This window comes from Microbulbifer halophilus (assembly GCF_026183675.1).
GTDB classification, from domain to species: Bacteria; Pseudomonadota; Gammaproteobacteria; order Pseudomonadales; family Cellvibrionaceae; genus Microbulbifer; species Microbulbifer halophilus.
This window is the reverse complement of sequence record NZ_JAPIVK010000008.1, coordinates 111,410-136,369: the sequence shown is the minus strand read 5'-3', so window position 1 is coordinate 136,369 and position 24,960 is coordinate 111,410. Positions and strand designations below refer to the sequence as shown.

Here is a 24,960-nt window from a genome sequence, read left to right as displayed (position 1 = left end):
GCTCAAGCCATTTCCGCTTCTTGCAGCAGTTGCATCACCTCCCGTGCGCGCCGCTCTTCCCCAATGCCCCGGTAGTGGTTGACCAGTACCATGCCCAACTTCCGCAACACTGTGTGTTCTACCCGCTGCCGGTGCAGCCGTCGCCACAGCTCCTCCAGCCAATTCCAGTTTTTGTCCCGCGCCGCCCGGCGCGCCAGCAGCAGGCACACTTTCGCAGTCAGCGCACGCGGCTTTTCCGTCGTCTGCAGATAGCGGCGATACCCGGTGACCAGGGTGCGGCCGTTCACATCGGGATCGTCGGCCAACGCGAACAGCGCCAGGTTGGCGCGGTGGTGGGATTCGCTGTCCGGTGCGGCGGCGGTCAGTTCGATGGCGCTCTCGATCAGCGGCAGCGATCGCGGATACTGGCGAATGGCGGCGCCGGCCGCGTCGCCGGCCTCGAGCAGTTTGCCCTCTTCCCGCAGGCGTTCGATACGGGCCAGTGCTCGCTGTTGCGGTGACGACGGCTCGGCCTCCACCGGCATGGTCTCCACCGGCGGGCGGCGGCTGATCAATACCAGCGTGGCGATAAAGCCGGCCACCAGGCCGCCGGTGTGCGCCCAGTAGGCAATGCCGGCGTCGCCGTAGTAGTAGCCGAAGATCTCCTTGCCCAGCCACAGCGGCAGCACCAGCAGTGCCGGCGCGGTGAATTCGCCGAACATGAAGCCGACGGTGTAGAAAAAGCGCAACCGGCGCACGCCGTAGATGGCCACGAACATGCCCATGATCGCCGACACCGCGCCGGAGGCGCCCACCATGGGCATGGGGCTGCCCGCCTCCACCGCCACGTGCAGGCCGGCGGCGGCCAGGCCGCCCAGCAGGTAGAGGCCGGCGAACCAGAGGCCGCCCAGTGCCAGCTCCACCGACAGGCCGAACAGCAGCAGGAACACCATATTGCCGATCAGGTGGTCCCAGCTGCCGTGCAGGAACATATGGCCGAAAAGGCCGGAGACGGTGGGCTCCGCCGGTGTCAGGCCGTAGGCAAAACTGCTCAGGCGGTCGCGCAGCTCGCCGTAGCGCTGCCGTTGCTGCAGCCACAGCATCTCGCCCTCGGCGCGCAGTTGCGGCAGCAGCCAGCGGTGGAATTCGCGATTGGTGAGCAGCTCGCGGTAGACGAATTCCTGTCCCTGGGTGTCCACCTGCAGGCGCCACTCGGGGTGCAGTTCGTTGACGTAGATCAGGAAGCGCTGCTCTTCGAGCGCCAGCAGGTCGCTGGAGAAGTAGTATTTCTCCGCCTCCTGCCAGCGGGCCTCATCGCGGCCCTGGTAGAGGACAAATACCAGCAGGTTGAGCGCGATCAGCACAAAGCACATCAGCGGCGGCCGGCGCCAGTCGGGCCTGTTCTGGATGGGAATGATCAACACGGGGCCGGCCTGCTTCTGTCAGCGTAAACAGCCTCCCAGAATACAGGGCCGGGGAGTGGGGAACAAACAACCGCGGCGGGCTATTCGGCGCCGCCGCGCCGATCGATCCTGACCGGTGCGTCCCAGCTGCGCAGGTGCAGGGCCCGCTGGGGGAAAGGCACCTCGATACCGCGCTCATTGAACTCCCGCAGCAGCTCCAGGTTGTAGAGGGCATAGGGGTCATCCAGCGGCGACACCATATTGCTGTTGATCCAGACCACCAGCTTGAAATTGAGCGAGCTGTCGCCGAACTCCATCAGCCAGACTTCGGTTTTGCGCTTCCAGTCGGTGTAGGTGATGCTCACCCGCTCGGCGGCCTCGGTGGCCGCATCGCGCACCAGGTCCGGGTCGGAGCCGTAGGTGACCCTGAAGGGCACGTGTATGCGGCGCACCGGATCGTCCAGGGTATGGTTGATCACGCGGCCGGTGACAAATTCGGTGTTGGGCACCAGGATATCGATATTGTCGCGGGTGGTGATGCGGGTGGAGCGCACATTGATATCGCGGATACGGCCGAAAACCCCGGACTCCAGCTCCACCAGGTCGCCTACCCGCAGCGGCTGTTCGAACAGCAGCATCAACCCGGAAATGAAGTTGGAGAAAATGGACTGCATGCCGAAGCCGATGCCCACCGACAGGGCGCCGGCCACCAGTGCCAGTTTGGAGGCATCGAGTCCCAGCATGACCAGTACCACCACCAGGGCGATGGCGATGATGCTGTAGTGCAGCACCCGGCCGAGGTTGTACATCGACTGCTCGCTGGCGTGCTGCTTGCTGACCAGGCGGCCGAGCAGGCGGCGGATCAGGCTGGAGATCACCCAGGCGACCACCAGCACGAGAATGATCTTGGCGATTACCCGCAGCGTCACCGGGCTCTCCGCGATGGAAAAGAGCTCGTAATCCGCCAGCTTGCTCCAGCGGTTGCGGGCCATATCGGCGAAATGCCCGGCGCGCTCGCGCACCGTCGCCCACCAACCCTGGTGCTCCCGGTATACCTTGAGCTGCGCGGCTTCGTAGCGGACTATATCGTCGATCAGGTCGCCCGCGCGGCCGAGGGCGCTGTCGATCCGCTCGAAGTAGAGCCACCAGCGGCTCATGTCTTCGCTTTCTTCATCGGTCCAGGCGACCACCTGGCGCTGGCGGATATTCAGTTCGCGCGAGGTGCTGTCGATCAGGTTGCGCGCCGTATCCAGCAGATCCCTGTCCAGCACCAGCTCGTGTTCCGTCTCCTCCGGGTTGAGTGCACTGTTGATCGATGACAGCAGCTCATCCTTGCGCTTCTGCAGGTGGTTGACCAGCAGGTTGGTTTCCAGCTGCATCAGTTTCAGGTCCCGCTGCATGTTCTCATCCGGCTCGGCGGACTGCAGGTTGTTGCTGCGCAACCTGGCGCGCTCACTGGTGAGTTCTTCGATCTTTTCGCTTTTCTCCTCGATGCGCTCCCGGATTTCCTTCACTGCATCGGCACTGTAACGCAGCTCATTGAGCATGCGATTGAGCTGTGCCTGCCCGAGCTCGACCTGCTCCTGCCAGGCGTGCAACTGCTCTTCCAGGGCATTCCGCTGCTCGATGATATTGAGGTGATTGAGCTGCACGGCCAGCAGCGACAGCGCCGCTCTTTCCCGCACGAGTTTTCCCGAACCGGATTCCCGCAACTGCACCACCCGCTGGCGCAAATCGCTGAGGGACTGGCTCAGGGTATCGTCCACCTGGCGCACTTCCAGTTGCAGGCTGAGCAGCCGCTGCCTGCCGCGGGCGACGGCGGCGTCCGACTCGGCCCAGGCCAGTACATCCGGGTCGCGCGGGAATTCCACATCCGGCAGCACCTTAACTTTCTTGTACTGGGCAAATTTTTCCCAGGTAATCCGAATACCCCGGAGGCTGCCACTCACTTCCTCGGCGCGCTCCTGCAGCGCCTTGTTGTCCGGCAACTGCGCGCGATAGTCTTCCCAGGCCTTGTCCAGCTTGTCCAGCCACTGCTTTTTCTCCTCCCTGGCGGCGTCGGACCAGTCGGTCCACCAGTCGGCACTGGGTTCGCTGAACTCGGGAACAACCGGTTCGAACTCCTCGGGTTTCGTGCCGGGGAGCTGGGCGCTGGCGAATAGGGAACTGCCGGCAAACAGCAGGCCGAACAGGACTGTCAGCAGCGCGCGGACGGCGCCACTGCGTAGAGCGCAAATGAGAGAAAGACTGCAATCGCCCGACATAGCCCGTATCTATCCGTGACTGGGAACCCGACGTATCAAACAACGCGGATTGGTGGAGATCCGTCTTTCAGTGTAGCCGGGGCCGCGATTGGCGGTCAGCGCATACAGCGCTCGTACTCTTCCCGGTAACTCCCCGGCTGGCGGCGATAGGGGCCGACCCGGTTGCGACGCGACTGATCCTCGGCGATACGGCGGCAGGTGGCCCGGCGCTCGCGGCGGCTTTCGCCGTAGATGTCGTCACGGAAACGGTAGCGGCCGTAGTAACCCCCGCCCAGGTTGCCACCGTCGTAGTCAGAGCGGTAGCGCCCGGAATCGTCGCGGTAGCTGGGCCCGCTTCGCGGATAGGCTCGGGGTATCACCCCCGGCTCCTGCGGCGCGGGCGCTGCGAGGGAGCGGAGCTCCGGCGACGGCCCCCGGTAGTAGTCCCGCCAACCGGGGGGCGGGGATACGACCGTGTAGTCATCGCCGCGGGGATCGTAGTGGAAGAAAGAACCACTGCGGGTAACGAAGTAGCGCTCACCGCCCATGGTGAGGCTGCCGCTGTCGCCGGGGACATCGGGCACCCGCGCACCTACCGGCGGCTCCACGCGCAGATAGCCCCCTTTACCCGGCCGGTAAAAGACCCCGCCCGAGTAGTAGTAGGTTTCGCCGCGCACCAGGATTTGCGAAGCGCCGGAAGGCGGGGACCCCGGCCGGTCCTGGGCCCAGGCAAACGGGACAGCGAGGCTGAGCAGGAGTGCAATGGCGTAACGCATGGCGGCGTCCCCTCTACGTGCAAACTACTGGAAGCATACTCAGAGGCGACGACCATCCCCAATCGCGGAAAGCATGGCGGGAAAATGCGTATCGGCCAGGCAAAAAAAATCCGCCCCCGCACCGATGGGGAATCGTCGGTGCGGGGGCGGATTCTGTCAGGACACTGGCCTACCGATTCTGCGTGGCCATATTGATGCAGCGGTTGAATTCGCGGATATAGATCTTGCCGCCGTTGGCCGGGTTGCGATTGGCCTGATCCGCAGCCTGGTTGCGGCAGCCCCGCTCGACATCATTCGCGACATTCGGGTGCTGGTCCGACAGGTTGCGGCGATAGAAATGCGCCTGGTCGGAGCGGCTCATGTCCTGGGGCGGCTGCACCTCGTAGTAATAGCCTCCCTGGGGATGGAAGCGATAGTAGGTATCGCCGTGCTGGTAGAAGGTCTGCCCCCGAACCTGGATTTCAGAGGTGCCGGAGGGCAACTGGTTCAGTTGCTGTTGCTCCTGCGCCTGAGTGTAACCGGCCAGGGAGCACATCAGTAGTAACGGGATCAGATAACGCATGGGGAATAACTCCTCTCTGTTGTCTCGCCCCGAAGTCTATTTAGTTCCGAGGCCAGTCCCCAACCCAACTGATTCCGCTCACAGGAAATGCTGCACCTTGTTCTTGTAGCTGCGGCTCATCTTCAGGCGCTCGCCGTTGTTCAACACCAGGTGATATTCGCCATTGATGTGGGCGCAGATCTCGCGCACCCGGCTCAGGTTGACGATGGTGGAGCGGTGGATGCGCTGGAAAATGTTGGGGTTCAGCTGCTGCTCCAGTTCCTTCATCGTGATGCGCATTACGTGGGTCTCGCCATTGGCGTGCACGCACATATAATCGCCGGCGGCGTCGATCCAGTCGATCTCCCGCGACGGCACGAGGGTGATCCTGCCGGAATCCTTGATGGCAATCTTGTCCGGGTACTCGTCGCCGCCCCCCAGTTCCTCCCGAAAGACCCCGGCCGCCAGCTTCTGCTCCAGAACCTCCGGCGATTCCCGGGTAAGGTCGGCCACCGCTTCCAGCAACTGCTCGCGCTGGCTGGCGATATCGGCGCTGGCGAGTTTTCCCCGCACCCGCGCCAGTGCCTGTGCCAGCCGGTCATCCTCGACGGGTTTGAGTACATAGTCCACCGCATTGATCTCGAAAGCCTCCACCGCGTACTGGTCGTAGGCGGTGACAAAGACGATCTGCGGCAACTCCGACCGGGGCAATTGCTGCACCAGTTGCAGGCCGTTGACCCCGGGCATCTGGATATCCACAAACACCACATCCGGCCGCAGCGCCAGGATCTGCTCGCGGGCATCGCGGCCATTGCCGCACTCGGCGACCACCTCGACATCCGCCATGGCGTCCAGCCGCAGGCGCAGGCCGCGCCGCGCCAGGGGTTCGTCGTCGACGACAATGGCTTTCAGTATTTGCTGTGCACCACTCATCCGTTTATTCCTGTCTCGTAGGGAATTCTTATACGGACCGCCAGGCCCCCGTCTTCGCGGTTGCAGAAGCGGACCTTCTGCTCGTCGCCGTAGAGCGCCTTCAGGCGCTCGCAGGTATTGCGGATACCGACACCGTATCCCGATCCCAGCGATGCCAGTTCGCCCTCCGACATGCCCGGGCCGTTGTCGCTGACTTCCATCAATAGCTCGCCGGCAAAGACCCGTGCCTTTATGGTGATCTCCCCGCCCCACTCACACTGGGAGATACCGTATTTGATTGCGTTTTCCACCAATGGTTGCAACAGCAGGCTGGGCACCAGGGCCCGGGGCGAGTCGCCCTGCAGGTCCAGGTTCACCCCCAGGCGGTCGGCAAAGCGCACCTTCTCGATATCCAGGTAGAGCATCAGCGCTTCCGCCTCCCTGGCCAGGCTCACCTTCTGCATCGGATCGTTGTCCAGGGAATGGCGCAGGAACTGGGACAGGCGCGAGATCATATCATTGGCGGTGCGCCCCTGATTGTCCAGCACCAGGGTGGAGATGGCGTTCAGGGTGTTGAACAGGAAGTGCGGATTCAACTGGTAGCGCAGCATCTTGAGCTTGGCCTGGTGCGCCATGGATGCCGCCCGCAGCGCCTTTCCCTGCTGGGTCAGCGATGCCTGATAGTACTTGATGCCGTAATAGAGCGCCGCCCAGGTCATCAGCAGCAGGAACGAATAGGAAAACCAGTAGACGGCCAGCACAACCGGGGGCTCATCGCTTCTCTTTCCGTAGAGCCACAGGGAACCGCCGAACTTGATCGCCGCCCAGATCACCGCGGCCAGTATCACCACTCCCAGGGTACCGAACAGGCGTGCGGCCGCCGGCTTGTCCCAGAGCCCGCGAAAACAGCGCCGCATCATCTCCGACAGCACCACCCCCGAAGTGGTGGCCACGCAGATATAGCCGGAGTGCAGCCAGTGGTTGTCGACCCAGAAAAAGCTGCCGACGAAGATCAGCAGGGTGTAGCCGCCCCACCCGGACAACTGCAGCGCCCAGTACTGCCAATGGGGCGAGGCCAGCTTTTCCGACAGCCATTGAAGTGCGTTGTGAATCATATAACCCTGTTGCCGCGCGCAGCCGGGAGGCGCGCCGATCTGAGACTTTTGTAGGGCTTCATACTAAATGGCCCCCGCGGCCGGCGGAACACCATCGGGCGCAGTATCGGGACAGGCTGTCGCAGGGAAAGGACAATCGGCAATGCGGGGTAACCGCCGGCCATCTATAGGCGATCCCTATTGGCAATGGCCCATTGAATCAGACGACACCCTTGGTGCGCGCAATAAAAACACTCACCAGCGATAGCAGCGTCAATACGCCGACGATGACCGCCAGCAACAGCAGCGGCCGGAAGGGTTTGCGCTCCACCCGGTTGATGCGGCTTTGCAGGTATCTGTCGACTTTGGCCTGGTCTTCGTCGGAGAGTTTCTTTTCGGGTTGTTCGGACATGGGCACGGGTACTCGTTATTCTTTTGTCCCGAGTCTAGAAGAATCCCCCCCATCAAAAAAGCCCCGCTGTTGCGGTAATACTGTTCACTTAGCTTACTAAGTGGCGGTATCGCTACCGGGTGACACTCCGGGAGCCGCTTGCGGAGCTGGAGCCTTCAGCGTCGGGCAAACAGCTCCGCGGCCCCGGAAGAATCAGAAAAGGTCTTCCTCGATATCCATCAGGGTGGCGCTGCCGGCGTTGATACTGGCGGCCAGGGCGCGGGCCTGGGGCAGCAGGCGCGCGAAGTAGAAGCGCGCTGTCTTGACCTGGCCTTTGTAGAAGTCGTCTTCGCCCAGCTTCGGCAGTGCCGCGGCGGCGACTTTCGCCCACATGAAGGCGTAGGCGACATAGCCGAACAGGTGCAGGTATTCCACCGAGGCAGCGCCCGGCGCGTGCGGATCCTCCCCGGCGGCGGCCAGCATCTTCTCCGTGGTCTCGCGCAGGCGCTGCAGCTCGGTGGCCAGCGGCTGCACGAACTCCGCCATCTCCTCACGATCGACTTCGGCATCGATAAACTGCTGCACATCGGCGGCGAACAGCTCGAACAGGGCGCCGCCGTTGGCGACCGTCTTGCGGCCGGCGAGGTCCAGCGCCTGGATACCGTTGGTGCCCTCGTAGATCTGGGTGATGCGCACGTCTCGCACCAGCTGCTCCTGGCCCCACTCGCGGATATAGCCGTGGCCGCCGAACACCTGCTGGCCGATGATGGTGCAGTCGAGCCCCTTGTCGGTGAAGAAGGCCTTGGCCACCGGCGTGAGCAGCGCGACCATGCCCTCGCCGTTTTTCTTCTCCTCGCCCTCGCCGAACTTGGCGATATCCAGCCACTTGGCCACGTAGGTGGACAGGGCGCGGCCGCCGCCGATCAGCGCCTTCTGGGTCAGCAGCATGCGGCGCACGTCCGGGTGCACGATGATCGGGTCGGCGGTTTTGTCCGGCTGTTTCGCCCCGGTCGGGGAGCGGCTCTGCACCCGCTCGCGGGCGTAGTCCAGCGCATTCTGGTAGGAACGCTCGGAGGCGCCCAGGCCCTGGATGCCCACCCCCAGGCGCTCGTAGTTCATCATGGTGAACATGGCGGCCAGGCCCCGGTTCTCCTCGCCCACCAGCCAACCCCGGGCGCCATCGAAGTTCATGGCGCAGGTGGCGGAGGCCTTGATGCCCATCTTGTGCTCGATGGAACCGCAGTTGACATTGTTGGGCCCGCCGACGCTACCGTCCTCGTTTACCTCGTACTTGGGCACGATAAACAGGGAGATACCCTTCGGCCCCTTGGGAGCGTCCGGCAGCTTGGCCAGCACCAGGTGAATGATGTTCTCTGACAGGTCCTGGTCGCCGCCGGTGATGAAGATCTTGCTGCCGGTGATGCTGTAGCTGCCGTCGTCCCGGGGCTCCGCCCTGGTGCGGATCAACCCCAGGTCGGTGCCGGCGTGGGGCTCGGTCAGGTCCATGGCGCCGGCCCAGGTGCCCTCGTACATTTTCGGCAGGTAGCGCTGTTTCAGCGCCTCGGAAGCGTGGGCGTCGATCGCCAGGCAGGCGCCGGCGGTGAGGATGGGATAGAGCGCGAAAGAGATGTTGGTGGCGGTGATCATCTCCTCCACCTGGGCGCCGAGCATTTTCGGCATGCCCATGCCGCCGTACTCCGGGTTGCCCAGCAGTGCGCCCCAGCCGCCTTCGCAGAAAGTGGCGTAGGCTTCCGGGAAGCCTTTCGGGGTGGTGACCGCACCGTCGTCCCAGTGGCAGCCCTCTTCGTCGCCGGAGCGGTTGATCGGGTCCAGGGTATTGGCGGCCAGCTTGGCCATCTCTTCCAGAATCGCATCCGCGGTCTCGCGATCCACGGCTCCGTCCAGTCCGGGCAGACGCGCCCAGAGCTCGTCCGCGGCAAATACTTCGTGCAGCAGGAAGTTCATCTCCCGCAGTGGCGCCTTGTACTCGGCCATGCTCCCGGTCCTCATTCAAGTGTTTCAAACAGTTGTTTGAATCTAGGCCCGCGGGGATCGGTTGTCAACTGCGACAGCGGTCGGATGGCGCGATATTCGGTCGGGGGATGTGACACGGCGGGGCTGTTCAACACGCGCGGCGAACTCTACGCCGACAGCCATTGTCGTCACTCCGGTGAACGCCGGACTCCGGGCTGCCGGGGGCCCACGGCGATCAACGGGCCCGCCCTCTGCCCTCTCCCCCGGCCCCTCTCCCGGTGGGAGAGGGGGGCACTGCCTCTTCCAATCCACCGGATACCACGAGGGGATCGAGGTCCAGATGGTTGGCGGCGCTGCGATAGTCGGCCCCTTCGTCGAACGGCAGCACGCCCAGCAGCGGCGCCGGCAGCAGGGTCTTGAGCGTTGCCAGGTTTTCGTCCGGGCGGCTCATTCCCTCGCGGGGGAAGTTCGCCACCCAGCCGGCCAGCGGCAGGCCGTCGCGGCGCACGGCCTCGGCGGTCAGCAGCGCGTGGTTGATACAGCCCAGCTGCATCCCCACCACCAGCACCACCGGCAGCTCCAGTTCCCGCGGCAACTGCGACAGGAAGGCCCGTGGCCCCAGCGGCGTGCGCCAGCCGCCGGCGCCCTCGATCAGCACCAGGTCGGCGCCGGCGGACATGACGCCGCGGCAGACGCCCGCCATGCGCGATACATCCAACCTTTTGCCCGCCTCCAGCGCCGCGATATGCGGCGCGATGGCCGGCGCCAGCGCGATCGGATTGACTTGCTGGTAGGGCAGATTCGCGGTCATCGCCTCCTGCAGCAACAGCGCGTCGGCGTTGCGCAGCCCGTCGGCGGTCTCCTCGCAACCGGACGCCACCGGCTTTACCGCAGCGGTTTTCAGGCCGCGCCGGGCGGCACTTTCCAGCAGCGCGGCGGTCACATAGGTCTTGCCGACTTCGGTGTCGGTGCCGGCGATGAAATAACTCCGGGGCACGATGAATCTCCGATTTTTTATTGACGCCTCTTTAAACGTCGCCTACTTGGTGATAAATTAATCAAACAGTGCAATTTCCATCCGCCTCCAGCCCCGTTTCTACCGGGGTTTTAGGATGGCTGCCTAAAACAGCACAGGACAACGCTGTCACCGCATTGCGCCACAAAGTTCCATTGGGCGGGTCTGCGGGAGCACGGAGGCCGCCATTTTACGGAATAACTGAAAACTAACCTGCTTGTCGAGACCATGAGATACCTGACCTTTGCCCTGCTGATGCTGGCGCCGCTGTTCGCCTCTGCCACAATCAAACCCGTCGATCAGGTGATCGTCTACAAATCCAAAGGCCTGATGCAATTGATCCGCGACGAACGCGTGGTCAAGAGCTACAAGGTGGTGTTCGGGGAAAACCCGAAGGGCCACAAGATGCAGCAGGGCGATGAACGGACCCCCGAGGGGCGCTACACCCTGGACTGGAAGAATCCCAACAGCCGCTTCTACCGCTCGATCCATATCTCCTATCCCAACCAGCGCGACCGCGCCCGCGCCGCCCGCCGCGGCGTGGATCCGGGCGGCGCCATCATGATTCACGGCATGAAACCACAGTGGAAGGGTATGGAAAGCTACCTGCAGAAGATGAACTGGACCGATGGCTGTATCGCCGTGACCAACCGCGAGATGGACGAGATCTGGGCGATGGTGAAGACACCGACGCCGATCGATATCTATCCTTGAGCCTGGGCGCGCCGAGCTCCAGCTCGGCATGGCGGGCCACCGGCCCGCCAACGCAACCTGCTAATTGCCCCGCGGCGGGCCTGCGGCCCGCGTGCCGAGTTGGAGCTCGGCGTTCCCAGGGGGAAGCCCGACACCCTTCCCGGCGCCTTTTGCCAGCCTCAGATAGATCACCTCGTAACTCGCCGGCAACCCCGCCGGTGATCGCCGTTCTTCATAGGCTTCAGCCAATCTTCGCAGCTTTTCTCGACCCGACAGCCCCCTGCCCGCATCGCGATTCACATTGTGCGCGCCGATATTTTTCAGTTCCCGCATCAGTTGCCGCACATCATCGAAATGCAGTACGCGCTGTTCTCTCTCCACGTCGCCGGGCAGACCGCTGTCAAATGCGGCGCCCTGCCACTCGTCCAGCGGCAGGAAGCGGTTTACATGCACCCCGCCGTCCACCTGCGCCCAGCTGTGTTTCAGTTCGCTCAACGTGCCCGGCCCCAAAGTCGAAACCAGGCAGCGGCCGCCGTCGGCCAGCACCCGTTTCAACTCCGAAAACAACTGCGGCAGGCGATAGCACCACTGCAATGCCAGGCTGGAAAACACCAGATCGACACTATTGTCGGCGAGCGGCAGCTGCTCGGCGTCGGCGGCGATATGACAATCCGCCACCGGGCGTCGATCGCGCGCGTAGCGCAACATGCCCTCGGCCAGGTCCAGGGCGATGATCGCTGCCTGCGGAAAGCGTTTGCGCAGCAGCTCACTGCCGTAGCCGGTGCCGCTGCCCAGGTCGAGGATGGTTTTCGGCGTCTGCTCACCGGCGGCCTGCGACAATAGCTGGCGGCAGACGGCGCGCTGCAGATGGGCGGCATTGTCATAGCTGGCGGCGGCGCGGCCGAAGGAGCGGGCCACAACCGATTTCTCGAACGGGGACTCTCCGGACTCCGCCGGGCGAACACAGGGTTCGCCCCCACCGTTAACGGGGGCACTTTCTGCAGGGGCGAACCTTGTGTTCGTCCGCACAAAGCCGAGAACTTGCTCCGCAATCCGTTCCGGGCAGGAAACCTGCGGCGCGTGGCCGCAATCCGGGAGGATCTCAACCCCTGCTCCCAGCGCGCGGATATTTTCCGCCGCGGCCGCCGGCACCAGCGCGTCTTTTTCGCCGAACAGGTGCAGCGACGGCACGGCCGCTTCGGCCAACACGCCGCGGTTGTCGAGCCTGCCGAGACAATCGAGGGCATCCAGCCACTGGGCTCCGATCTCCCCCGGATGCCAGCTTTTCAGTTGTTTCAGCACAGAGCGCATGGCGCTGTCGCCGCGGGCCTGCAGGCCGCAGAATTTCTCCCGCGTCGTTTCGGGTTCAGCGCTCATGGATTGACGGAAATCCGCGAAGGTCCGCGGGTCCATACCCGGCCAGTCGCCTCGTTGTACAAAGCTCGCGTTGGCGGCGATGGTCATCAGCGCGGCGATTTTTTCCTGACCGGGCCGCGCCGCCAGGCGCGCGGCCAGCATGCCGCCGAGGGAATGTCCCAGCAGCAGGCAGTTGTGCGGCAAGCGGTCGTAGAGCCACTGCAGCAGCGCTTCGTCGTCCGGCCACGCCTGCTCGTTACCGCCAAAGCCGGGCAATTCCAGACAGGTGACCGGCCAATCGAGATTCCCGCCGTCCAACAGCGGCTGCCAGATACGCCCGTCGCCGCCCCAGCCGTGCAGCAGCACAAGATGCTCTACCGGCTTCATGCACTCGCCGCCTTCTGCGCGCTCAGGGACTCCGCCAGCGCTTCCAGCAGCCCCTCTATCTGTTCTTCGCTGTGCGCGGCACTCAGCGCAATGCGCAGGCGTGCGGTGCCGGCGGGCACCGTCGGCGGGCGTATCGCGCCCACCAGGAAACCGCTTTGCTGCAGCTCGGCCGCTACACTCATCACCGTTTTCTCGCAGCCGAGCAGCAGCGGCTGGATGGCACTGGCGGACTTTGCCAGTGGCAGCTCCAGCTCTGCGGCGCGCGCGCGGAAATGGTCGATATTGCCGCGCAGGCGCGCGCGGTGTTGCGGCTCGCGCTGCATCAGTTCAGTGGCCGCCAGGCCGCCGGCGGCCACCGCCGGCGGCATACCGGTGGTGTAGATGTAGGGGCGGGCAAACTGCACCAGGTAATCGATCAGTTCCCGCGGGCCGGCGACAAAGGCACCGGCGTTGCCGGCGGCCTTGCCCAGGGTGCCCATCACCACCGGCGCGTCTTCCTGGCCGAGCCCCGCCGCGGCGACACTGCCGGCGGCGGGCAGTGATTCGCTGCCCATGACGCCGAAGCCGTGGGCCTCGTCCACCATCAGCCAGGCGCCGTAGTCGCGACAGAGCGCGGCAATGCCGGCGAGCGGTGCGCAGTCGCCATCCATGCTGTAGACGCCGTCCACGGCGACGAGAATATTACCGTCGGTTTCCGCGGCCCGCCCGAGTTGCCGTTCCAGTGCGTCCAGATCGCTGTGGGCAAAGCGCAGGCTGGCGGCGCCGCACAGGCGCGCGCCGTCGATCAGCGACGCGTGGTTGAGCTTGTCGGAAACAACGGTGTCGCCGCGGCCCACCAGTGCGCAGATGGTGCCAATATTGGCGGTATAGCCGCTGGAAAATACCAGCGCCGCCTCGCGGCCGGTGACCTCGGCAATTTTGTCCTGTAGCTGTGCGTGTATCTGCAGGTGGCCATTGACCAGGTGGGAGGCGGTGGCGCCGGCGCCGAGTTCGGCGCCGCTCTGCTGCGCGGCGATCACCGCCGGGTGGCTGGCGAACCCCAGGTAGTCGTTACTGCTGAAGGCGACCAGCTCACGACCGTCCACCCGAGCGGCCGGCCCCGGCGCGGCGGCCAGGGTTTTCAGCTCGCGATAGAGGTGGCGCTCGCGACGCTCGGCGAGGCGCCGGCGCAGCGTCGATTGCAGGTTCATTTTGCCGCGTCGTAGAAGTAGGGGGCGTTCTGTTGTTCGCTCACCTGCGCGTTCAGGTCCGCCTCCAGTTCGGCGTCGTCGGCGTACTGCCGGTATTCTTCCGGCTGGATGCCCAGGCGCGCGAACAGCTGCATATCCTCGTTGGTTTCCGGGTTGGCGGTGGTCAGCAGTTTCTCGCCGTAGAAAATCGAGTTGGCGCCGGCGAGGAAGGCCAGCGACTGCATCTCGTCGCTCATCTCCTCGCGCCCCGCGGACAGGCGCACGTGGGATTTCGGCATCATGATGCGGGCCACGGCGATACAGCGGATAAATTCGAACGGATCCAGGTCCTCTTCCGTCTCCAGCGGCGTGCCGGCGACCTTTACCAGCATATTGATGGGCACGGATTCCGGGTGTTCCGGCAGGTTGGCCAGTTGCATCAGCAGGCCGGCGCGGTCCTTCTCGCCTTCACCCATACCCACGATGCCGCCGGCGCAGACCTTCATGCCCGCGGCGCGCACCCGGTCCAGGGTTTCCAGGCGATCCTGGTAGGTGCGGGTGGTGATGATCTCGCCGTAGTATTCCGGCGAGGTATCCAGGTTGTGGTTGTAGTAGTCGAGACCCGCCTCGGCCAGTTCCGCCGCCTGCTCGTCTTTCAGCATGCCCAACGTCATGCAGGTCTCCAGCCCCAGCGCCTTCACCTCGCGCACCATCTGCGTGACGTAGGGCATGTCCTTTTTCTTCGGCGAGCGCCAGGCGGCGCCCATGCAGAAGCGGGTGGCGCCGCCGGCCTTGGCCGCGCGGGCCTCCTCCAGTACCTTTTCCACCTCCATCAGTTTTTCCCGCTCCAGGCCGGTGTCGTAGCGGGCACTCTGCGGGCAGTAGGCGCAGTCTTCCGGGCAGGCGCCCGTCTTGATCGAGCACAGGGTGCTGACCTGCACCCGGTTGGCATCGAAATGCATCCGGTGCACCTGCTGGGCGGTAAACAGCAGGTCGTTGAACGGCAGCGCGAACAGGTCGAGTACCTGCTGGCGGGTCCAGTCGTGGCGGATTTCCGAGGCGGGCATTTGCTGGGCTGCGGTCACTGGGCTTAATCTCCCGGTCGTTATTGTTCCGTAACTCAAGTTTCGAGGGGCAACTCCGGGAGCTGGGACGGGGGGCACCTTTCCGGGACACGCCGTGCATACGTCCCTGTAGGCTTGTCTGCGAGGTCCCTCTCGCAGACAGTCCCGGAAAGGCGCCCCCCGCCCCAGCTTGTGCCATCGACAGGCATCTGGCCCCGCGAAACCTGAATTCGTTAAGTGCGGCCAGTTTAGCGGTGGCCGAACCGCTGTCAACCGGAATACCAGGGAATGGTTTACAGGCAATTTTCACAGTTTCTGTCCCGCAGCCTGGTGCGCTGCCTGCTGTGCGGCGACAGTTGCCCCCACCGCAGCGGTCTCTGCAGCGGCTGCCGCGCCGAGCTGCCGCTATTGCACAGTGCCTGCGAGCGCTGCGCCCTGCCGCTACCGGAAGCCGACCGCACCTGCCCCCGCTGCCTGCAACAGCCGCCGAGTTTTGCCGGCGCCCGCGCCGCTTGGCACTATGCCTTTCCCGTCGGCCAGCTGATACAGCGCTTCAAGTACCGCGGCGACCTGGCCGCCGGCCACAGCCTGGCGCAGTTGGCAGCCAACCGGCTAGCACCGCGGACGAAACCGGATCTGTTGGTGCCGATTCCGCTGCACTGGCGCAAGTTTCTGTTCGGGCGCGGCTTCAATCAGGCGCACCAGATCGCGGAGGAATTCGGCCGCCGGTGGGGAATCCCGGTGCATCCGCGCCTGCTGCGCAAGGTGACGGCGGGAGAGACACAACAGCAACTCAAACGCGCCCGGCGCCTGCACAACCTGAGCCGCAGTTTTGCGATACGCGGGGATGTGGACGGCCTGCATATCGGCCTGGTGGACGATGTAATCACCACCGGTGCCACACTGGAGGCGGCCTCCCGGGTGCTTTTGCAGGCCGGAGCGGAAAAGGTGAGCGCCTGTGCACTGGCGCGGGTGCCCTGATGGGGGCTCTATCAGAACCAGCGGCCCCGGTACCGGGTCACGCTTTCCAGCAGGCTTTCAGACAGGCGGGCGCCCTCGCCTTCTGCCAGGAACGGAATCGTCAGCCTCCCCGCGGCGCCCCAGACGGTCAGGTGACACAGCCCCAGGGAGCGCAGCCAGGGCGGGCGGCTGACGGCGACCTTCTGCACTTTCGCTTCCGGCAGCCACTGCACCTTGCGACCGACGAAGCCGGTACGCAGCGCCAGCCAACCGTCGCCCCGATGGTAGGCCAGGCGCTGCCAGCGCCGCAGGCCCACGAGGGCAACCGCCGGATAAACGAGCAGGGCCGGCCAGACCACGGCTCCGGCGATCAGCAGAAGTGTCCCGATCAACAGTGCCAGGAAGGAGCCCTGGACCAGCGTGTCGCCGAGGACGCAAACGGCATTGACCGACCGCCAGCGCGGCCCGGGCAGTTGCAGCTGCTCGCTCAGTGCCGCCAGGGTGCGGGCGGTCAATACAGGCACCAGGAATTTCTGCTGCGCCTTCGACGGCGTCGCGGTATGATCGCCGGCCTTGCTGACAGACAGGCTGAAGCGCTTCATCAATCGCGCCATCAGTCCCTGGGTGACAGTCACCTGCTGCAATTTGTAGCGCCGGAAGCCCCGACTCTTGATGGTCCCAAGCCCGGCGCGGTACTGAAAGCCATCTCCCCGACGCACCAGCTGATAGCGGTGAAAGCGCACCAGCCCCGCGACGATCGACAGACCGGACAGGAGCATCAGCAGGCCGAGTACCAGCCCCGCCATCAACAGGGCGGAAACCCAGACAGCATCCCCCGCAGTGCCCAGCAGCGGCGCCACATACAGCGCGGCCACCCAGTCCAGCGAGGTTTCCAGATACCGACTCAGGGGGCCGACCGCCGGCAGCAGGAACAGCAGGCCGTTGTGCATCAGGCCATAGCGCAGCACCTCGGAAAGCGGCAGCGTCAGGCGGTAGTCCCCGTCCCCTTCGCCCGCCCCGGCACTCCCGGCAGCCGGCTCCTGCACCCGGGCCAGTATCCGCCGGCGGAGGTCCTCGGCCTGCCGCCGCGGAATACCGGCAATATTGACTTCCTGACGCCCGGAGCCGGCGCTCTCCAGTCCCAGACTCACCAGGCCGAAGGGCCGGAAGTAGAACGGCAGCGCCACATCCGCCTGCTGCACCCGCTCGAATTCCAGTGTCAGGCGCTTGCGTTTGAAGACGCCGCTGCGCAGGTGGATCCGGTCGCCGTCGACCCGATAGCGAAAGAACCAGTAGCGCAAAACCACGGCCAGTGCGATACCGCCCAGCGCCAGCGGCGGCCCGTAGTGCCAGGCGTAGTGCCGCACCAGCTCGCCGCCGGCCCAGATACCCAACAGGACCGGCAGCAGATTGACTCCCTGATCCACGATTTTGCGCCCCAGATCCAGGGTGAAATAGATCAGCGCCAGGGGCGAGACGCGCTGCCAGTCAGGACTCCGCAAGGGCGGCCTCCTCGCCATCCTGCTCCTCGGCAGCGATGCGCGCCAGCAGCTCGGCCTTGAGCGCCCGCGCCGTGTCGCTGCGCAGCCCCGGTATTTTCAGGTCCGAGCCCTGGCCGCCGGCGGTAAACAGGGCCAGGCGGGACAGGTCCAGCCTGCGTTCCAGCGGACCTTGGGTGATCTCCAGGTGCTGGATACGGTTGGTGGGAACGCCCAGGGCCGTGCGCCACCAGGCGCCGGTGTGCAAGCGTACATCGCCGTCGCCGACCCGGTAGCGGGTATAGCGGGCCCGCCGCGGCGCCCAGAAGACCATCAGGCCGACGAGAAGGACCGCCGCCGCCCCGCCCGCCAGCAGCGGCACCAGTGCAGCGGCGGCCCAGAGTGCCTGCGCCCCGACCGTTCCCGCCAGCGCGGCCACCAGCCACAGCGACAGGTTGAGCCGCAACAGGCCCAGATACCGGGAACTGACATCCTGAAAATCCGTATCGTGCACGATTTCACCGACTCCCTGCGGGCAGGTAGGAATGGAAAATGGCATTGTACCCCCTCCGCCTCTGCTGCGAAGTCCGCCAGACGCTTTTTCCGGGATCGGCAACTGACGCAGGCCGGGCAGGTTGCGCGAAGTGGTTCCTGGCGAATCAGCACCTACCCCCTGGCCAGAACGCCGCGATCGCCCGCCCCTTCAGCACATAGACCAAATTTGGCAATCCCGTCACAATTGCGCTCCAACTGCCTGGCACGCCCGTATCAATGACGCATGGCGCTGCTAACGTTAATCAGAGAAGAGTCGCTCGCGCAAAAACTGCCGCGAGCCAAGGGTTCAGCGATGAGTGAATACAAACTGCCGCGCGGTATCGCAATCAGCGGTACCGGCCTGTGGACACCGCCGGAAGCCATCAGCAACGAGGAGCTGGTGGAGGCCTACAACACCTGGGCGGAGCGCTACAACCGCGAACACGCCGGGCAGATCGAGGCCGGTGAACTGGCGGCCAAACCGCAGTCCTCGGCGGAGTTCATCGAGAAGGCGTCGGGCATCAAGAGCCGCTATGTGGTGAGCCGCGAGGGTATCCTCGATCCGGAACGCATGCGCCCCTACATCCCCGAGCGCGCCGACGACGAACTCAGCCTGCAGGCGGAGATGGGCCTGAAGGCAGCCCGGCTGGCGCTGGAGAAGGCGAACAAGAAGCCGCAAGACATCGATGCGGTGATCGTCGGCGCCTCCTACCTGCAGCGCGCCTACCCGGCCATCGCCATCGAGATCCAGGACGCACTGGGTATCGACGGCTTCGCCTTCGATATGGAAGTGGCCTGCTCCTCCGCCACCTTCTCCATGCAGCGCGCGGTGGACTCGGTGGCGTCCGGTTCCGTCGGCGCCGTGCTGGTGGTGAATCCGGAGCTGGCCTCGCCGCAGGTGGATTACACCGATCGCGACAGCCACTTCATCTTCGGCGACGTGGCCGTGGCCAGCGTGATCGAGCGGCGCGAGACCTGCAGCGCGGACACTGCCTGGGAGATTCTCGGCACCAGGGCGAAGACGGTTTTCTCCAGTAATATCCGTTCCAACTTCGGTTACACCTCCCGCGCCGCGGACGTGGATCCGTTCGGCGAAGGCAAGCTGTTCCGCCAGAACGGCCGCAAGGTGTTCAAGGAGGTCTGCCCGATGGCGGCGGCGCATATCGAGGAACACGTGCGCGAAACCGGCAACGAGCCGGCGGAACTGCGCCGCTATTGGCTGCACCAGGCCAACCTCAATATGAACAACCTGATCGCGAAAAGACTGCTGGGGGACGACGCCGGCGGGGATCGCGCGCCGGTGGTGCTGGACCGCTACGCCAATACCGCCAGCGCCGGCTCGGTGATTGCCTTCAACCTGCACAGCGACGACCTGCAGCCGGGGGATCGCGGGGTAATCTGTTCTTTCGGGGCGGGTTACTCGATCGGCAGCCTGGTGGTGGAGAAGATCCGACCCTGATCCGGATCGCATGTGGCAAACAGGCCGGAAGATCCCGGCCTGTTTTCCGCTCTCCCGACCAGTTTAGCGGGAGAGCGCGCGGTCCAGGCGCAGCGCATAGCAGCCATAGGCGGCAAATCGAAGCAGCGCGAAATCTATATCGTCCCGCGCGAAATATCCCTCCACCACTTCCCCGATCTGTTCCGGCCCCGCCAGCTGTGCGGTCACGATATCCTCGGCGGCACTGTAAGCCCGCACGACCAGTTGTGCTCCCATCTGCCAGTAATCCGTTGCGCTGTTTTGCGGCACGGGCAATTCCATCGGCTGGCCAACATCCTCGCCGGCCTGCGCCAACACAAAAACCGGTCCGTATTCCCGGTAGGGTCCGGGGAGGCTGAACGGGCAGTAGCTCGCCAGAATGATTTCCTCACCCGGGCGCGCCCCCCGCAGCAGATCGCGGCAGGGCTCGCCTCCACGGGCAACCAGCCGCCTTACCGGCTGGCCCAGATCGTCGAGGCCCGTTTCTCTGATTTTGCGCAAAAAAGCCGGCTGGATGGGGGTAACGGTATAGGTCACGGCTGTCGCTCTCCACTTGATAACGAAAGGGGCAGCCTAGCGAACGGCGACAGGTGGCACCGGCCGGATCCGGAAGCGGCATTGACAAACAGTCGGGTTTGCCGGCGAGCGCGCCGCTGCTGTCGCGATAGAAACAGGTCAGCCGGATATGCGCTATCGCCGGTCCAGCTCCTGTAACAGTTTCTCTGCCCAGGCGATCCAGGTCTTCTCCGACTCGATCCCCAGCAACAGCGTCCGGTGCGCCAGCCAGTATCGTTCCAGTCTCTCCGGGTCCCCCTTCAGCGCGCGCTCGTTCTGTTCGATATAGCCCGCCAGCAGCGCGCGGTGCCGGTCCAGCTGTCTCTGAACCAGCTCCCGCGCCTGCGCATTGTCCAGGTGGTGGCCCGCGAACAGCTGGATCAGGAAGGGTTCGCGGATTTTCTGCGGCGGCGCGGGGCGCTGTACCCATACATCGAGTGCCTCGCGACCGGCTTCGGTGAGGGCGTAGATCTTCTTGTCCGGCTTGCCGGCCTGGGGCTGTTCGGTGCAGTCCAGCAGGCCCTCGTCGTGCAGCCGGTGCAGTTCCCGGTACATCTGCTGGTGGCTGGCGCTCCAGAAGTGGGACACGCTGCGCTCGAACCGCCGTTTCAGGTCGTAGCCACTGCCGGGCTCGATATCCAGCAGCGTGAGAACGGCGTAGCGCAGGGACATGCGGCCTCCGGTTATGCAAAGAGTTTCATAGTGCAGTCATGGTAACGCCCGGGCGCAATGGCGCCCACGCCGATCCACCTTCCCGCGGGCTCCGCTGTTCCCCGAGCCATTACACGAGATTACCCGGTTAGCACTTACGTACCTCACATCCCCGACGAAATCACACTTTTTGCTTGAGTCCTGCACCAGCTTGCAGTATCAATCGCGCTGGAAGCCGAAGACTGCTTCCGCGTTGCAAAACCCCGCGGGCGCAGGAACAGCCCGCATCGACCACAGTGGTATCAAGGATGAACAGCCCCCCTTCTCACCCGGGGCGGACCCGCTCCGCTCCCCGGCATTGTCTGCGCCGTATTGCCCCCGCTGCACCCGCCTTAGCCGCGCCCGCCGCCCGGGCGGCGCCGCTGCAGGTGTCCCTCACCGAGATACAGTTGCCCCTCTACTGGCCCGCCGCCCTGGGCGTCGCACTGCTGCTGGCGAGCGGCATCGCCATCCTGCTGGGGATACGCCTCCGGCGAACCATCGAGGACAGCGACGATCTGGTCGAGTCCCTGCGGTCGGACAACAGGAGCGTCTACCGACAGTTGCAGGCCTACCACCGGGAGCTCTCTGCGCGGGAACGGGACCTGAGTGAGGCGCGCGAGACCATTGAACAGCAGCGGCGGGAAAAGGCGGACCTGCAGGCGACCATCGACCACCGGCTGCGCCGGCCCCTCGACGCCGTGCACAGCACCCTGAACCTGCTCGCCCGCAGCGGCGACGAGGGGGCCGCGCAACGGGTGAGCATCGCCCGGCGGCAACTGCAGACCGGCCTGCAGGCACTGGATGAAATCCGGCACCCGGGCGAACAGGAGGTGGCAACAGTGAAACCGTCTGCGGTCCCCCCGGGCGGTGCCGGCCTGAAAGTCCTGCTGGTGGAAGCCTCCGCGGAGGGCTCACTGCTGAAACCGCTGGAGGCCCGCGGTCACCGGGTACAACGGGAAACCGATGGTATCGACGGCGCCGACGCCGCGCTGCGCGACCGTTTCGACCTGATCCTGCTGGACAGCCGCTTGCCGCTGATCGACGGCGTCGAGGCCGCCGGCAGGATCCGCCGCGGCAGCGGCCCGGAACTGCCGATATTCGCCATGGTCGCCGGCCTCCGCCCCGGCGACAGGGAGCGCTATCGGGCCCGCGGCCTGACCGGCGTGCTGTCGCGACCGGTGAGCGATGACCGGTTGCAGCAGCTGCTCAAGTGGACTCTGGGCCGCGCGCGCAAATCCGCCGGCCGGGAGCGCAGGCCGCGCCCCACGCGACTGCTGAACAACAGCACCCTGATGCGCCAGCGCGATACCCTGGGCCACCTGCCCTTCGCCGAACTGCTGAGTGACCGCACCGCCAGCCTGCCCAGGAAAGTCACCGCACTCACCAGTGCCCTGACCGGGCGCCACTGGCTCGATGCGGCAAAAATGGCCCGCGCCCTGAGTGCCAGCGCCGACGAAATCGGCCTGGAGGCCATAGCCGCACGCCTGCGATCACTGTCGGCGCGCCTGTCGATCGACAGCGAGCGGGAATACTGCCGCCACCAGCGCACCGAACTGCTGAAGCTGATGCGTTCATCTGTCCAGCAACTGAAGGCCTGGCGGGAGAAGAATGTGCACACCGAGAGGACCCTGGAGTAGGCGGCTGTGGGAGTGGAGGTCGACGGGTGGTCGGCAATCTCTTGCCGGGGATGCATCCGGACGGACTCGCCGCCGCGTCTTGATAATGAGGCGAGCGCCCACACACTATATTGGAGTCACACCGTTGCGAGAGAACACCATGTCCGAGCAGTTCCCTTCACCCGACCGGGAGGCCCGCGAGCAGAGCGGCCGGGATCTGGCCACCCTGGTCTACCTGGTGCAGGGCATCGCCCTGCTGACCGGCGTCCCCTTTTTCGTCGCCGTCCTGATCAACTACTTCAAGCGCAGCGACGTGCGCGGCACCCAGGCGGAATCCCATTTCCGCTGGCAGATCCGCACTTTCTGGTTCTGGCTGCTGTGGACGGTGATCGGCTCCCTGACCTGGTGGGTACTGGGGCTGGGCTTCCTGATCATCGGCATCGCCTGGGTCTGGGCCGCCTATCGCGTGATCCGCGGCTGGCTGACGCTGGTGGACAACCGGCCCGCCTATTGATCCCGGCAGAACTCGAGGGGCCGGGGTGGGGAGCGCCTTTCCGGGACTGTCCGCGAGAGGGACCTCGCGGACAAGCCTACAGGGATGTATTTACGGCGTGTCCCAGAAAGGCGCCCCCCCCCACCCCGGCCTGTGCTATGGGCAGGCATTTCCAACACCGAAACTTGAAGCTGAATCTGCCGCGGGCACCGACCCGGCCGGCCCCCAACCCGCTCAGAACTGGCCGCTCAGCGCCAGCAGGAACAGGTCCGGCGGCAGCAGTTGGCCGTTGACCTGCAACTCCCCCCGGTCCACCTGCAGATGCATCTGCAGTTCCCCGTCCTCCTCCAGCAGCAGGCCGTACTTGCGCAGGGTCATGGCCTGGCCCACCAACGGCGACTGCAGCAGTGCCTGCTCGGCGGCGCTGAAGGTCGCGGTGCCGGTCAGCGGCTCCATCCACTGCGCCGGGGCCTCCGCCACCGGCCGTACGCCGGCGGCAATACCGGCCCAGTCGATATCCGCGTCCAGCAACACCGGACCGTTGGCGGACTGGATGGCGAGCTGTTGCTGCAGCTGCAACGGGCGCCGCAGTATCCGGGGCCAGTTGCGCTCCGCCGGCGCCTGCAACAGCGGCCGCAGAAAATGGCCCAGGTCGGCGGGGCTGATCTGCGGCAGAGTCATCTGCTGCTTTACCGAGCTGATGGGCGTGGCCGACTGTATCCGCGGCGCGCGCAGGTCGGACACCAGTTTCAGCTTGCGGGAAGGCAGCAGCTCAGCGGAAATATCCAGCGACAGGTCGCGCATCTCCAGCGGGCCGGAATCGGAATCGGCGCGCAGCAGCGGCAACACCAGGGCGATGTCGCCGGAGGCGCCGGGCCGGATACGGAATTTGCCGGACAGCGAATCCGTGTAGAGGCGCTCGCGCCCCTTTTGCATCCAGCGCAGGGCGCCCAGCTCGATGGTGCCGGTGGGAGTTGCGCCGCTGTAGTCGGTTTCCAGCCGCACCCGACCGCCGTCGAACTCCAGTTCGCCGCCGGAATCACTGCGGGTGAAGGGTTCCAGGCGCAGGGTGTTGATCACGCGGTTGTTCGCCGCCACCAGGGACTCGAGCACCAGCGGGCTGTGGTCCAGGCGGCCGTAGAGCCGCTCCAGTTGTGCGCGCAGCGCCGGTGCCAGCCCCTCGACCGACAGCCGCGTCTCGCTGTACATGGCGCCCACCCTGGGACCGCCGGCGGTAAACAGCAGCGGCCCGTGCTGGATATCGCTGCGCAGCTCGGTGGTGCCGTCGCCGCTGCGGACGGAGGTGCCCGCCTCGGCGCCGAACCAGCCGCGCTCGTAGTCGCTGACCCGGCCGCCCTGCAGTTGCGCCAGTTGCTGTTTCCAGATCTCCTCCACCCTGGGGCCGATAAAGCCGGGGGCCGCCAGTGCCGCGGCAACCAGCAGTGCAGTGAGAGAAACAAGGGTCAGGCGCAGAAATTTCATGGGCGGACAGTCGGTTTTCCAGTTTGCCCGATAGTATCAGATTCGCTGTGACACAGTCCCGCCGGGCGCTGCCGTGCCGTTCAGTCGGCCTTTTGCTGGCGTTCGATCATGTCTGGCTGGAGAATCTCGATCCAGTAGCCATCCGGGTCGCGGATAAACGCCAGGCCCTTCATCTTGCCGTCGTCCGGGCGCTTCTGGAAAGGCACTCCCAGGGATTCGAAGCGCTCCGCCGCCCTGTACACATCCGGCACCGCAATGCCGATATGGCCGAAACCCTGGGGCTCGTCGTTGCCGTTGTGGTATTCGAAACCGGCCTTTTCCTCGGTGCCCCAGTTGTGGGTCAGTTCCAGCATGGCCTCGCGGCCGAAAGTGAAGGTGGTGCGCCGATTGTCGTCCTCCGGTACCGCCTGCGCCTGCTGCTCGTCCAGGTAGGCGAGAAAATAGAGGGTGAACTGCATTTCCGGGAAATCCAGCTTGCGCACCAAGCGCATGCCCAGCACGCGGGTATAGAAATCCAGGCTGCGCTCGGGATCCACGATACGCAGCATGGTCTGGTTGAAGACATAGCCTTCGGTTGCCGGATCGGCGCTTTCCGCGAGGCCCGGGGCCTGCTCGAAATGGCGGGACATCTGCTAACTCCTTGGAGAGGTTCGGTGTTCCGCTAACGATGGGGTC

General features: G+C 65.0%; 23 protein-coding genes. 5 read left to right on the top strand and 18 right to left on the bottom strand.

The window, feature by feature from the left end; all coding sequences use genetic code 11:
* Positions 1 to 2 precede the first annotated feature (2 nt).
* The 9 genes from OQE62_RS06185 to bioD form a co-directional block, all read right to left on the bottom strand.
* The gene (locus OQE62_RS06185; protein WP_265721130.1) at positions 3 to 1,403 is read right to left on the bottom strand and encodes a rhomboid family intramembrane serine protease; all 1,401 of its coding nucleotides are present in this window, start codon (positions 1,401 to 1,403) and stop codon (positions 3 to 5) included.
* Positions 1,404 to 1,483: 80 nt separating this feature from the next.
* On the bottom strand, positions 1,484 to 3,646 hold the full coding sequence (locus OQE62_RS06180; protein WP_265721129.1) for a mechanosensitive ion channel family protein: 2,163 nt from the start codon (positions 3,644 to 3,646) through the stop codon (positions 1,484 to 1,486).
* 95 nt (positions 3,647 to 3,741) lie between these two features.
* Positions 3,742 to 4,401: a DUF6515 family protein gene (locus OQE62_RS06175; protein ID WP_265721128.1), complete on the bottom strand. Its 660-nt coding sequence runs from the start codon at positions 4,399 to 4,401 to the stop codon at positions 3,742 to 3,744.
* Between the two features lie 169 nt (positions 4,402 to 4,570).
* Positions 4,571 to 4,963: a hypothetical protein gene (locus OQE62_RS06170; RefSeq protein WP_265721127.1), complete on the bottom strand. Its 393-nt coding sequence runs from the start codon at positions 4,961 to 4,963 to the stop codon at positions 4,571 to 4,573.
* Positions 4,964 to 5,041: 78 nt separating this feature from the next.
* Positions 5,042 to 5,875: a LytR/AlgR family response regulator transcription factor gene (locus OQE62_RS06165; RefSeq protein WP_265721126.1), complete on the bottom strand. Its 834-nt coding sequence runs from the start codon at positions 5,873 to 5,875 to the stop codon at positions 5,042 to 5,044.
* Positions 5,872 to 6,969 (bottom strand): sensor histidine kinase, encoded by a 1,098-nt coding sequence (locus OQE62_RS06160; protein WP_265721125.1) that lies wholly within the window; start codon positions 6,967 to 6,969, stop codon positions 5,872 to 5,874. The genes OQE62_RS06165 and OQE62_RS06160 overlap by 4 nt, the downstream gene beginning before the upstream one ends.
* Before the next feature lie 199 nt (positions 6,970 to 7,168).
* A complete protein-coding gene (locus OQE62_RS06155) occupies positions 7,169 to 7,360 on the bottom strand; it encodes a DUF3094 family protein (RefSeq protein WP_265721124.1) in 192 nt (63 codons plus the stop codon).
* A gap of 192 nt (positions 7,361 to 7,552) precedes the next feature.
* Positions 7,553 to 9,334, bottom strand: a complete 1,782-nt coding sequence (locus OQE62_RS06150) for an acyl-CoA dehydrogenase C-terminal domain-containing protein (protein WP_265721123.1) — start codon at positions 9,332 to 9,334, stop codon at positions 7,553 to 7,555.
* A 214-nt stretch (positions 9,335 to 9,548) separates the two neighbouring features.
* Positions 9,549 to 10,310: a dethiobiotin synthase gene (gene bioD / locus OQE62_RS06145; RefSeq protein WP_265721122.1), complete on the bottom strand. Its 762-nt coding sequence runs from the start codon at positions 10,308 to 10,310 to the stop codon at positions 9,549 to 9,551.
* Between the two features lie 246 nt (positions 10,311 to 10,556).
* Here bioD and OQE62_RS06140 point away from each other — a divergent pair, with 246 nt between their 5' ends.
* Positions 10,557 to 11,042, top strand: coding sequence for a L,D-transpeptidase family protein (locus OQE62_RS06140; RefSeq protein ID WP_265721121.1), 486 nt, complete (start codon positions 10,557 to 10,559; stop codon positions 11,040 to 11,042).
* Positions 11,043 to 11,102: 60 nt separating this feature from the next.
* Here OQE62_RS06140 and bioC read toward each other — a convergent pair whose 3' ends face one another.
* The 3 genes from bioC to bioB are packed head-to-tail and all read right to left on the bottom strand — an operon-like array spanning position 11,103 to position 15,018.
* Entirely contained in the window at positions 11,103 to 12,764 is a 1,662-nt protein-coding gene (gene bioC, locus OQE62_RS06135; RefSeq protein WP_265721120.1) for a malonyl-ACP O-methyltransferase BioC, read from the bottom strand.
* The gene (gene bioF, locus OQE62_RS06130) at positions 12,761 to 13,954 is read right to left on the bottom strand and encodes an 8-amino-7-oxononanoate synthase (RefSeq protein WP_265721119.1); all 1,194 of its coding nucleotides are present in this window, start codon (positions 13,952 to 13,954) and stop codon (positions 12,761 to 12,763) included. Before bioF ends, bioC begins: the two co-directional genes overlap by 4 nt.
* On the bottom strand, positions 13,951 to 15,018 hold the full coding sequence (gene bioB, locus OQE62_RS06125) for a biotin synthase BioB (protein WP_377535376.1): 1,068 nt from the start codon (positions 15,016 to 15,018) through the stop codon (positions 13,951 to 13,953). Before bioB ends, bioF begins: the two co-directional genes overlap by 4 nt.
* Positions 15,019 to 15,285: 267 nt before the next feature.
* On the opposite strand from bioB, the gene OQE62_RS06120 reads away from it, so the two are divergent.
* Positions 15,286 to 15,978 carry a ComF family protein gene (locus OQE62_RS06120; protein WP_265721118.1) on the top strand — a complete coding sequence of 231 codons (693 nt, stop codon included), beginning with the start codon at positions 15,286 to 15,288 and terminating at the stop codon, positions 15,976 to 15,978.
* A gap of 11 nt (positions 15,979 to 15,989) precedes the next feature.
* Here OQE62_RS06120 and OQE62_RS06115 read toward each other — a convergent pair whose 3' ends face one another.
* Together OQE62_RS06115 and OQE62_RS06110 are read right to left on the bottom strand one after the other, a co-directional pair.
* Complete coding sequence (locus OQE62_RS06115; protein WP_265721117.1) at positions 15,990 to 17,459, bottom strand: PH domain-containing protein; 1,470 nt, start codon at positions 17,457 to 17,459, stop codon at positions 15,990 to 15,992.
* Entirely contained in the window at positions 17,446 to 17,994 is a 549-nt protein-coding gene (locus tag OQE62_RS06110; protein WP_265721116.1) for a PH domain-containing protein, read from the bottom strand. The genes OQE62_RS06115 and OQE62_RS06110 overlap by 14 nt, the downstream gene beginning before the upstream one ends.
* 288 nt (positions 17,995 to 18,282) lie before the next feature.
* Here OQE62_RS06110 and OQE62_RS06105 point away from each other — a divergent pair, with 288 nt between their 5' ends.
* On the top strand, positions 18,283 to 19,428 hold the full coding sequence (locus OQE62_RS06105; RefSeq protein ID WP_265721115.1) for a beta-ketoacyl-ACP synthase III: 1,146 nt from the start codon (positions 18,283 to 18,285) through the stop codon (positions 19,426 to 19,428).
* A gap of 63 nt (positions 19,429 to 19,491) precedes the next feature.
* Here the strand turns inward: OQE62_RS06105 and OQE62_RS06100 are convergent, their stop codons facing one another.
* Both OQE62_RS06100 and OQE62_RS06095 read right to left on the bottom strand, forming a co-directional pair.
* Positions 19,492 to 19,947 (bottom strand): DUF1203 domain-containing protein, encoded by a 456-nt coding sequence (locus tag OQE62_RS06100; protein WP_265721114.1) that lies wholly within the window; start codon positions 19,945 to 19,947, stop codon positions 19,492 to 19,494.
* A 189-nt stretch (positions 19,948 to 20,136) separates the two neighbouring features.
* Positions 20,137 to 20,673, bottom strand: a complete 537-nt coding sequence (locus tag OQE62_RS06095) for a PadR family transcriptional regulator (protein ID WP_265721113.1) — start codon at positions 20,671 to 20,673, stop codon at positions 20,137 to 20,139.
* A gap of 407 nt (positions 20,674 to 21,080) precedes the next feature.
* Between OQE62_RS06095 and OQE62_RS06090 the strand changes: the two genes are divergently transcribed.
* Together OQE62_RS06090 and OQE62_RS06085 are read left to right on the top strand one after the other, a co-directional pair.
* Complete coding sequence (locus OQE62_RS06090) at positions 21,081 to 22,331, top strand: response regulator (protein ID WP_265721112.1); 1,251 nt, start codon at positions 21,081 to 21,083, stop codon at positions 22,329 to 22,331.
* Between the two features lie 139 nt (positions 22,332 to 22,470).
* Positions 22,471 to 22,824, top strand: a complete 354-nt coding sequence (locus tag OQE62_RS06085; RefSeq protein WP_265721111.1) for a DUF4870 family protein — start codon at positions 22,471 to 22,473, stop codon at positions 22,822 to 22,824.
* 213 nt (positions 22,825 to 23,037) lie between these two features.
* Here OQE62_RS06085 and OQE62_RS06080 read toward each other — a convergent pair whose 3' ends face one another.
* Entirely contained in the window at positions 23,038 to 24,285 is a 1,248-nt protein-coding gene (locus OQE62_RS06080; RefSeq protein WP_265721110.1) for a DUF945 family protein, read from the bottom strand.
* An 80-nt stretch (positions 24,286 to 24,365) separates the two neighbouring features.
* Positions 24,366 to 24,914, bottom strand: coding sequence for a lactoylglutathione lyase (gene gloA, locus OQE62_RS06075; RefSeq protein ID WP_265721109.1), 549 nt, complete (start codon positions 24,912 to 24,914; stop codon positions 24,366 to 24,368).
* Positions 24,915 to 24,960 lie beyond the last annotated feature (46 nt).

Excerpts from the sequence above, each read along its gene's own strand:
- OQE62_RS06160 (WP_265721125.1), bottom strand. The coding sequence starts at position 6,969 with ATGATTCACAACGCACTTCAATGGCTGTCGGAAAAGCTGGCCTCGCCC.
- OQE62_RS06140 (WP_265721121.1), top strand. The coding sequence starts at position 10,557 with ATGAGATACCTGACCTTTGCCCTGCTGATGCTGGCGCCGCTGTTCGCC.
- OQE62_RS06175 (WP_265721128.1), bottom strand. The coding sequence starts at position 4,401 with ATGCGTTACGCCATTGCACTCCTGCTCAGCCTCGCTGTCCCGTTTGCC.
- OQE62_RS06155 (WP_265721124.1), bottom strand. The coding sequence starts at position 7,360 with ATGTCCGAACAACCCGAAAAGAAACTCTCCGACGAAGACCAGGCCAAA.
- gloA (WP_265721109.1), bottom strand. The coding sequence starts at position 24,914 with ATGTCCCGCCATTTCGAGCAGGCCCCGGGCCTCGCGGAAAGCGCCGAT.
- bioF (WP_265721119.1), bottom strand. The coding sequence starts at position 13,954 with ATGAACCTGCAATCGACGCTGCGCCGGCGCCTCGCCGAGCGTCGCGAG.
- bioC (WP_265721120.1), bottom strand. The coding sequence starts at position 12,764 with ATGAAGCCGGTAGAGCATCTTGTGCTGCTGCACGGCTGGGGCGGCGAC.
- OQE62_RS06150 (WP_265721123.1), bottom strand. The coding sequence starts at position 9,334 with ATGGCCGAGTACAAGGCGCCACTGCGGGAGATGAACTTCCTGCTGCAC.
- OQE62_RS06180 (WP_265721129.1), bottom strand. The coding sequence starts at position 3,646 with ATGTCGGGCGATTGCAGTCTTTCTCTCATTTGCGCTCTACGCAGTGGC.
- OQE62_RS06165 (WP_265721126.1), bottom strand. The coding sequence starts at position 5,875 with ATGAGTGGTGCACAGCAAATACTGAAAGCCATTGTCGTCGACGACGAA.
- OQE62_RS06120 (WP_265721118.1), top strand. The coding sequence starts at position 15,286 with ATGGTTTACAGGCAATTTTCACAGTTTCTGTCCCGCAGCCTGGTGCGC.
- OQE62_RS06080 (WP_265721110.1), bottom strand. The coding sequence starts at position 24,285 with ATGAAATTTCTGCGCCTGACCCTTGTTTCTCTCACTGCACTGCTGGTT.
- OQE62_RS06095 (WP_265721113.1), bottom strand. The coding sequence starts at position 20,673 with ATGTCCCTGCGCTACGCCGTTCTCACGCTGCTGGATATCGAGCCCGGC.
- OQE62_RS06105 (WP_265721115.1), top strand. The coding sequence starts at position 18,283 with ATGAGTGAATACAAACTGCCGCGCGGTATCGCAATCAGCGGTACCGGC.
- OQE62_RS06085 (WP_265721111.1), top strand. The coding sequence starts at position 22,471 with ATGTCCGAGCAGTTCCCTTCACCCGACCGGGAGGCCCGCGAGCAGAGC.
- OQE62_RS06110 (WP_265721116.1), bottom strand. The coding sequence starts at position 17,994 with ATGCCATTTTCCATTCCTACCTGCCCGCAGGGAGTCGGTGAAATCGTG.
- OQE62_RS06170 (WP_265721127.1), bottom strand. The coding sequence starts at position 4,963 with ATGCGTTATCTGATCCCGTTACTACTGATGTGCTCCCTGGCCGGTTAC.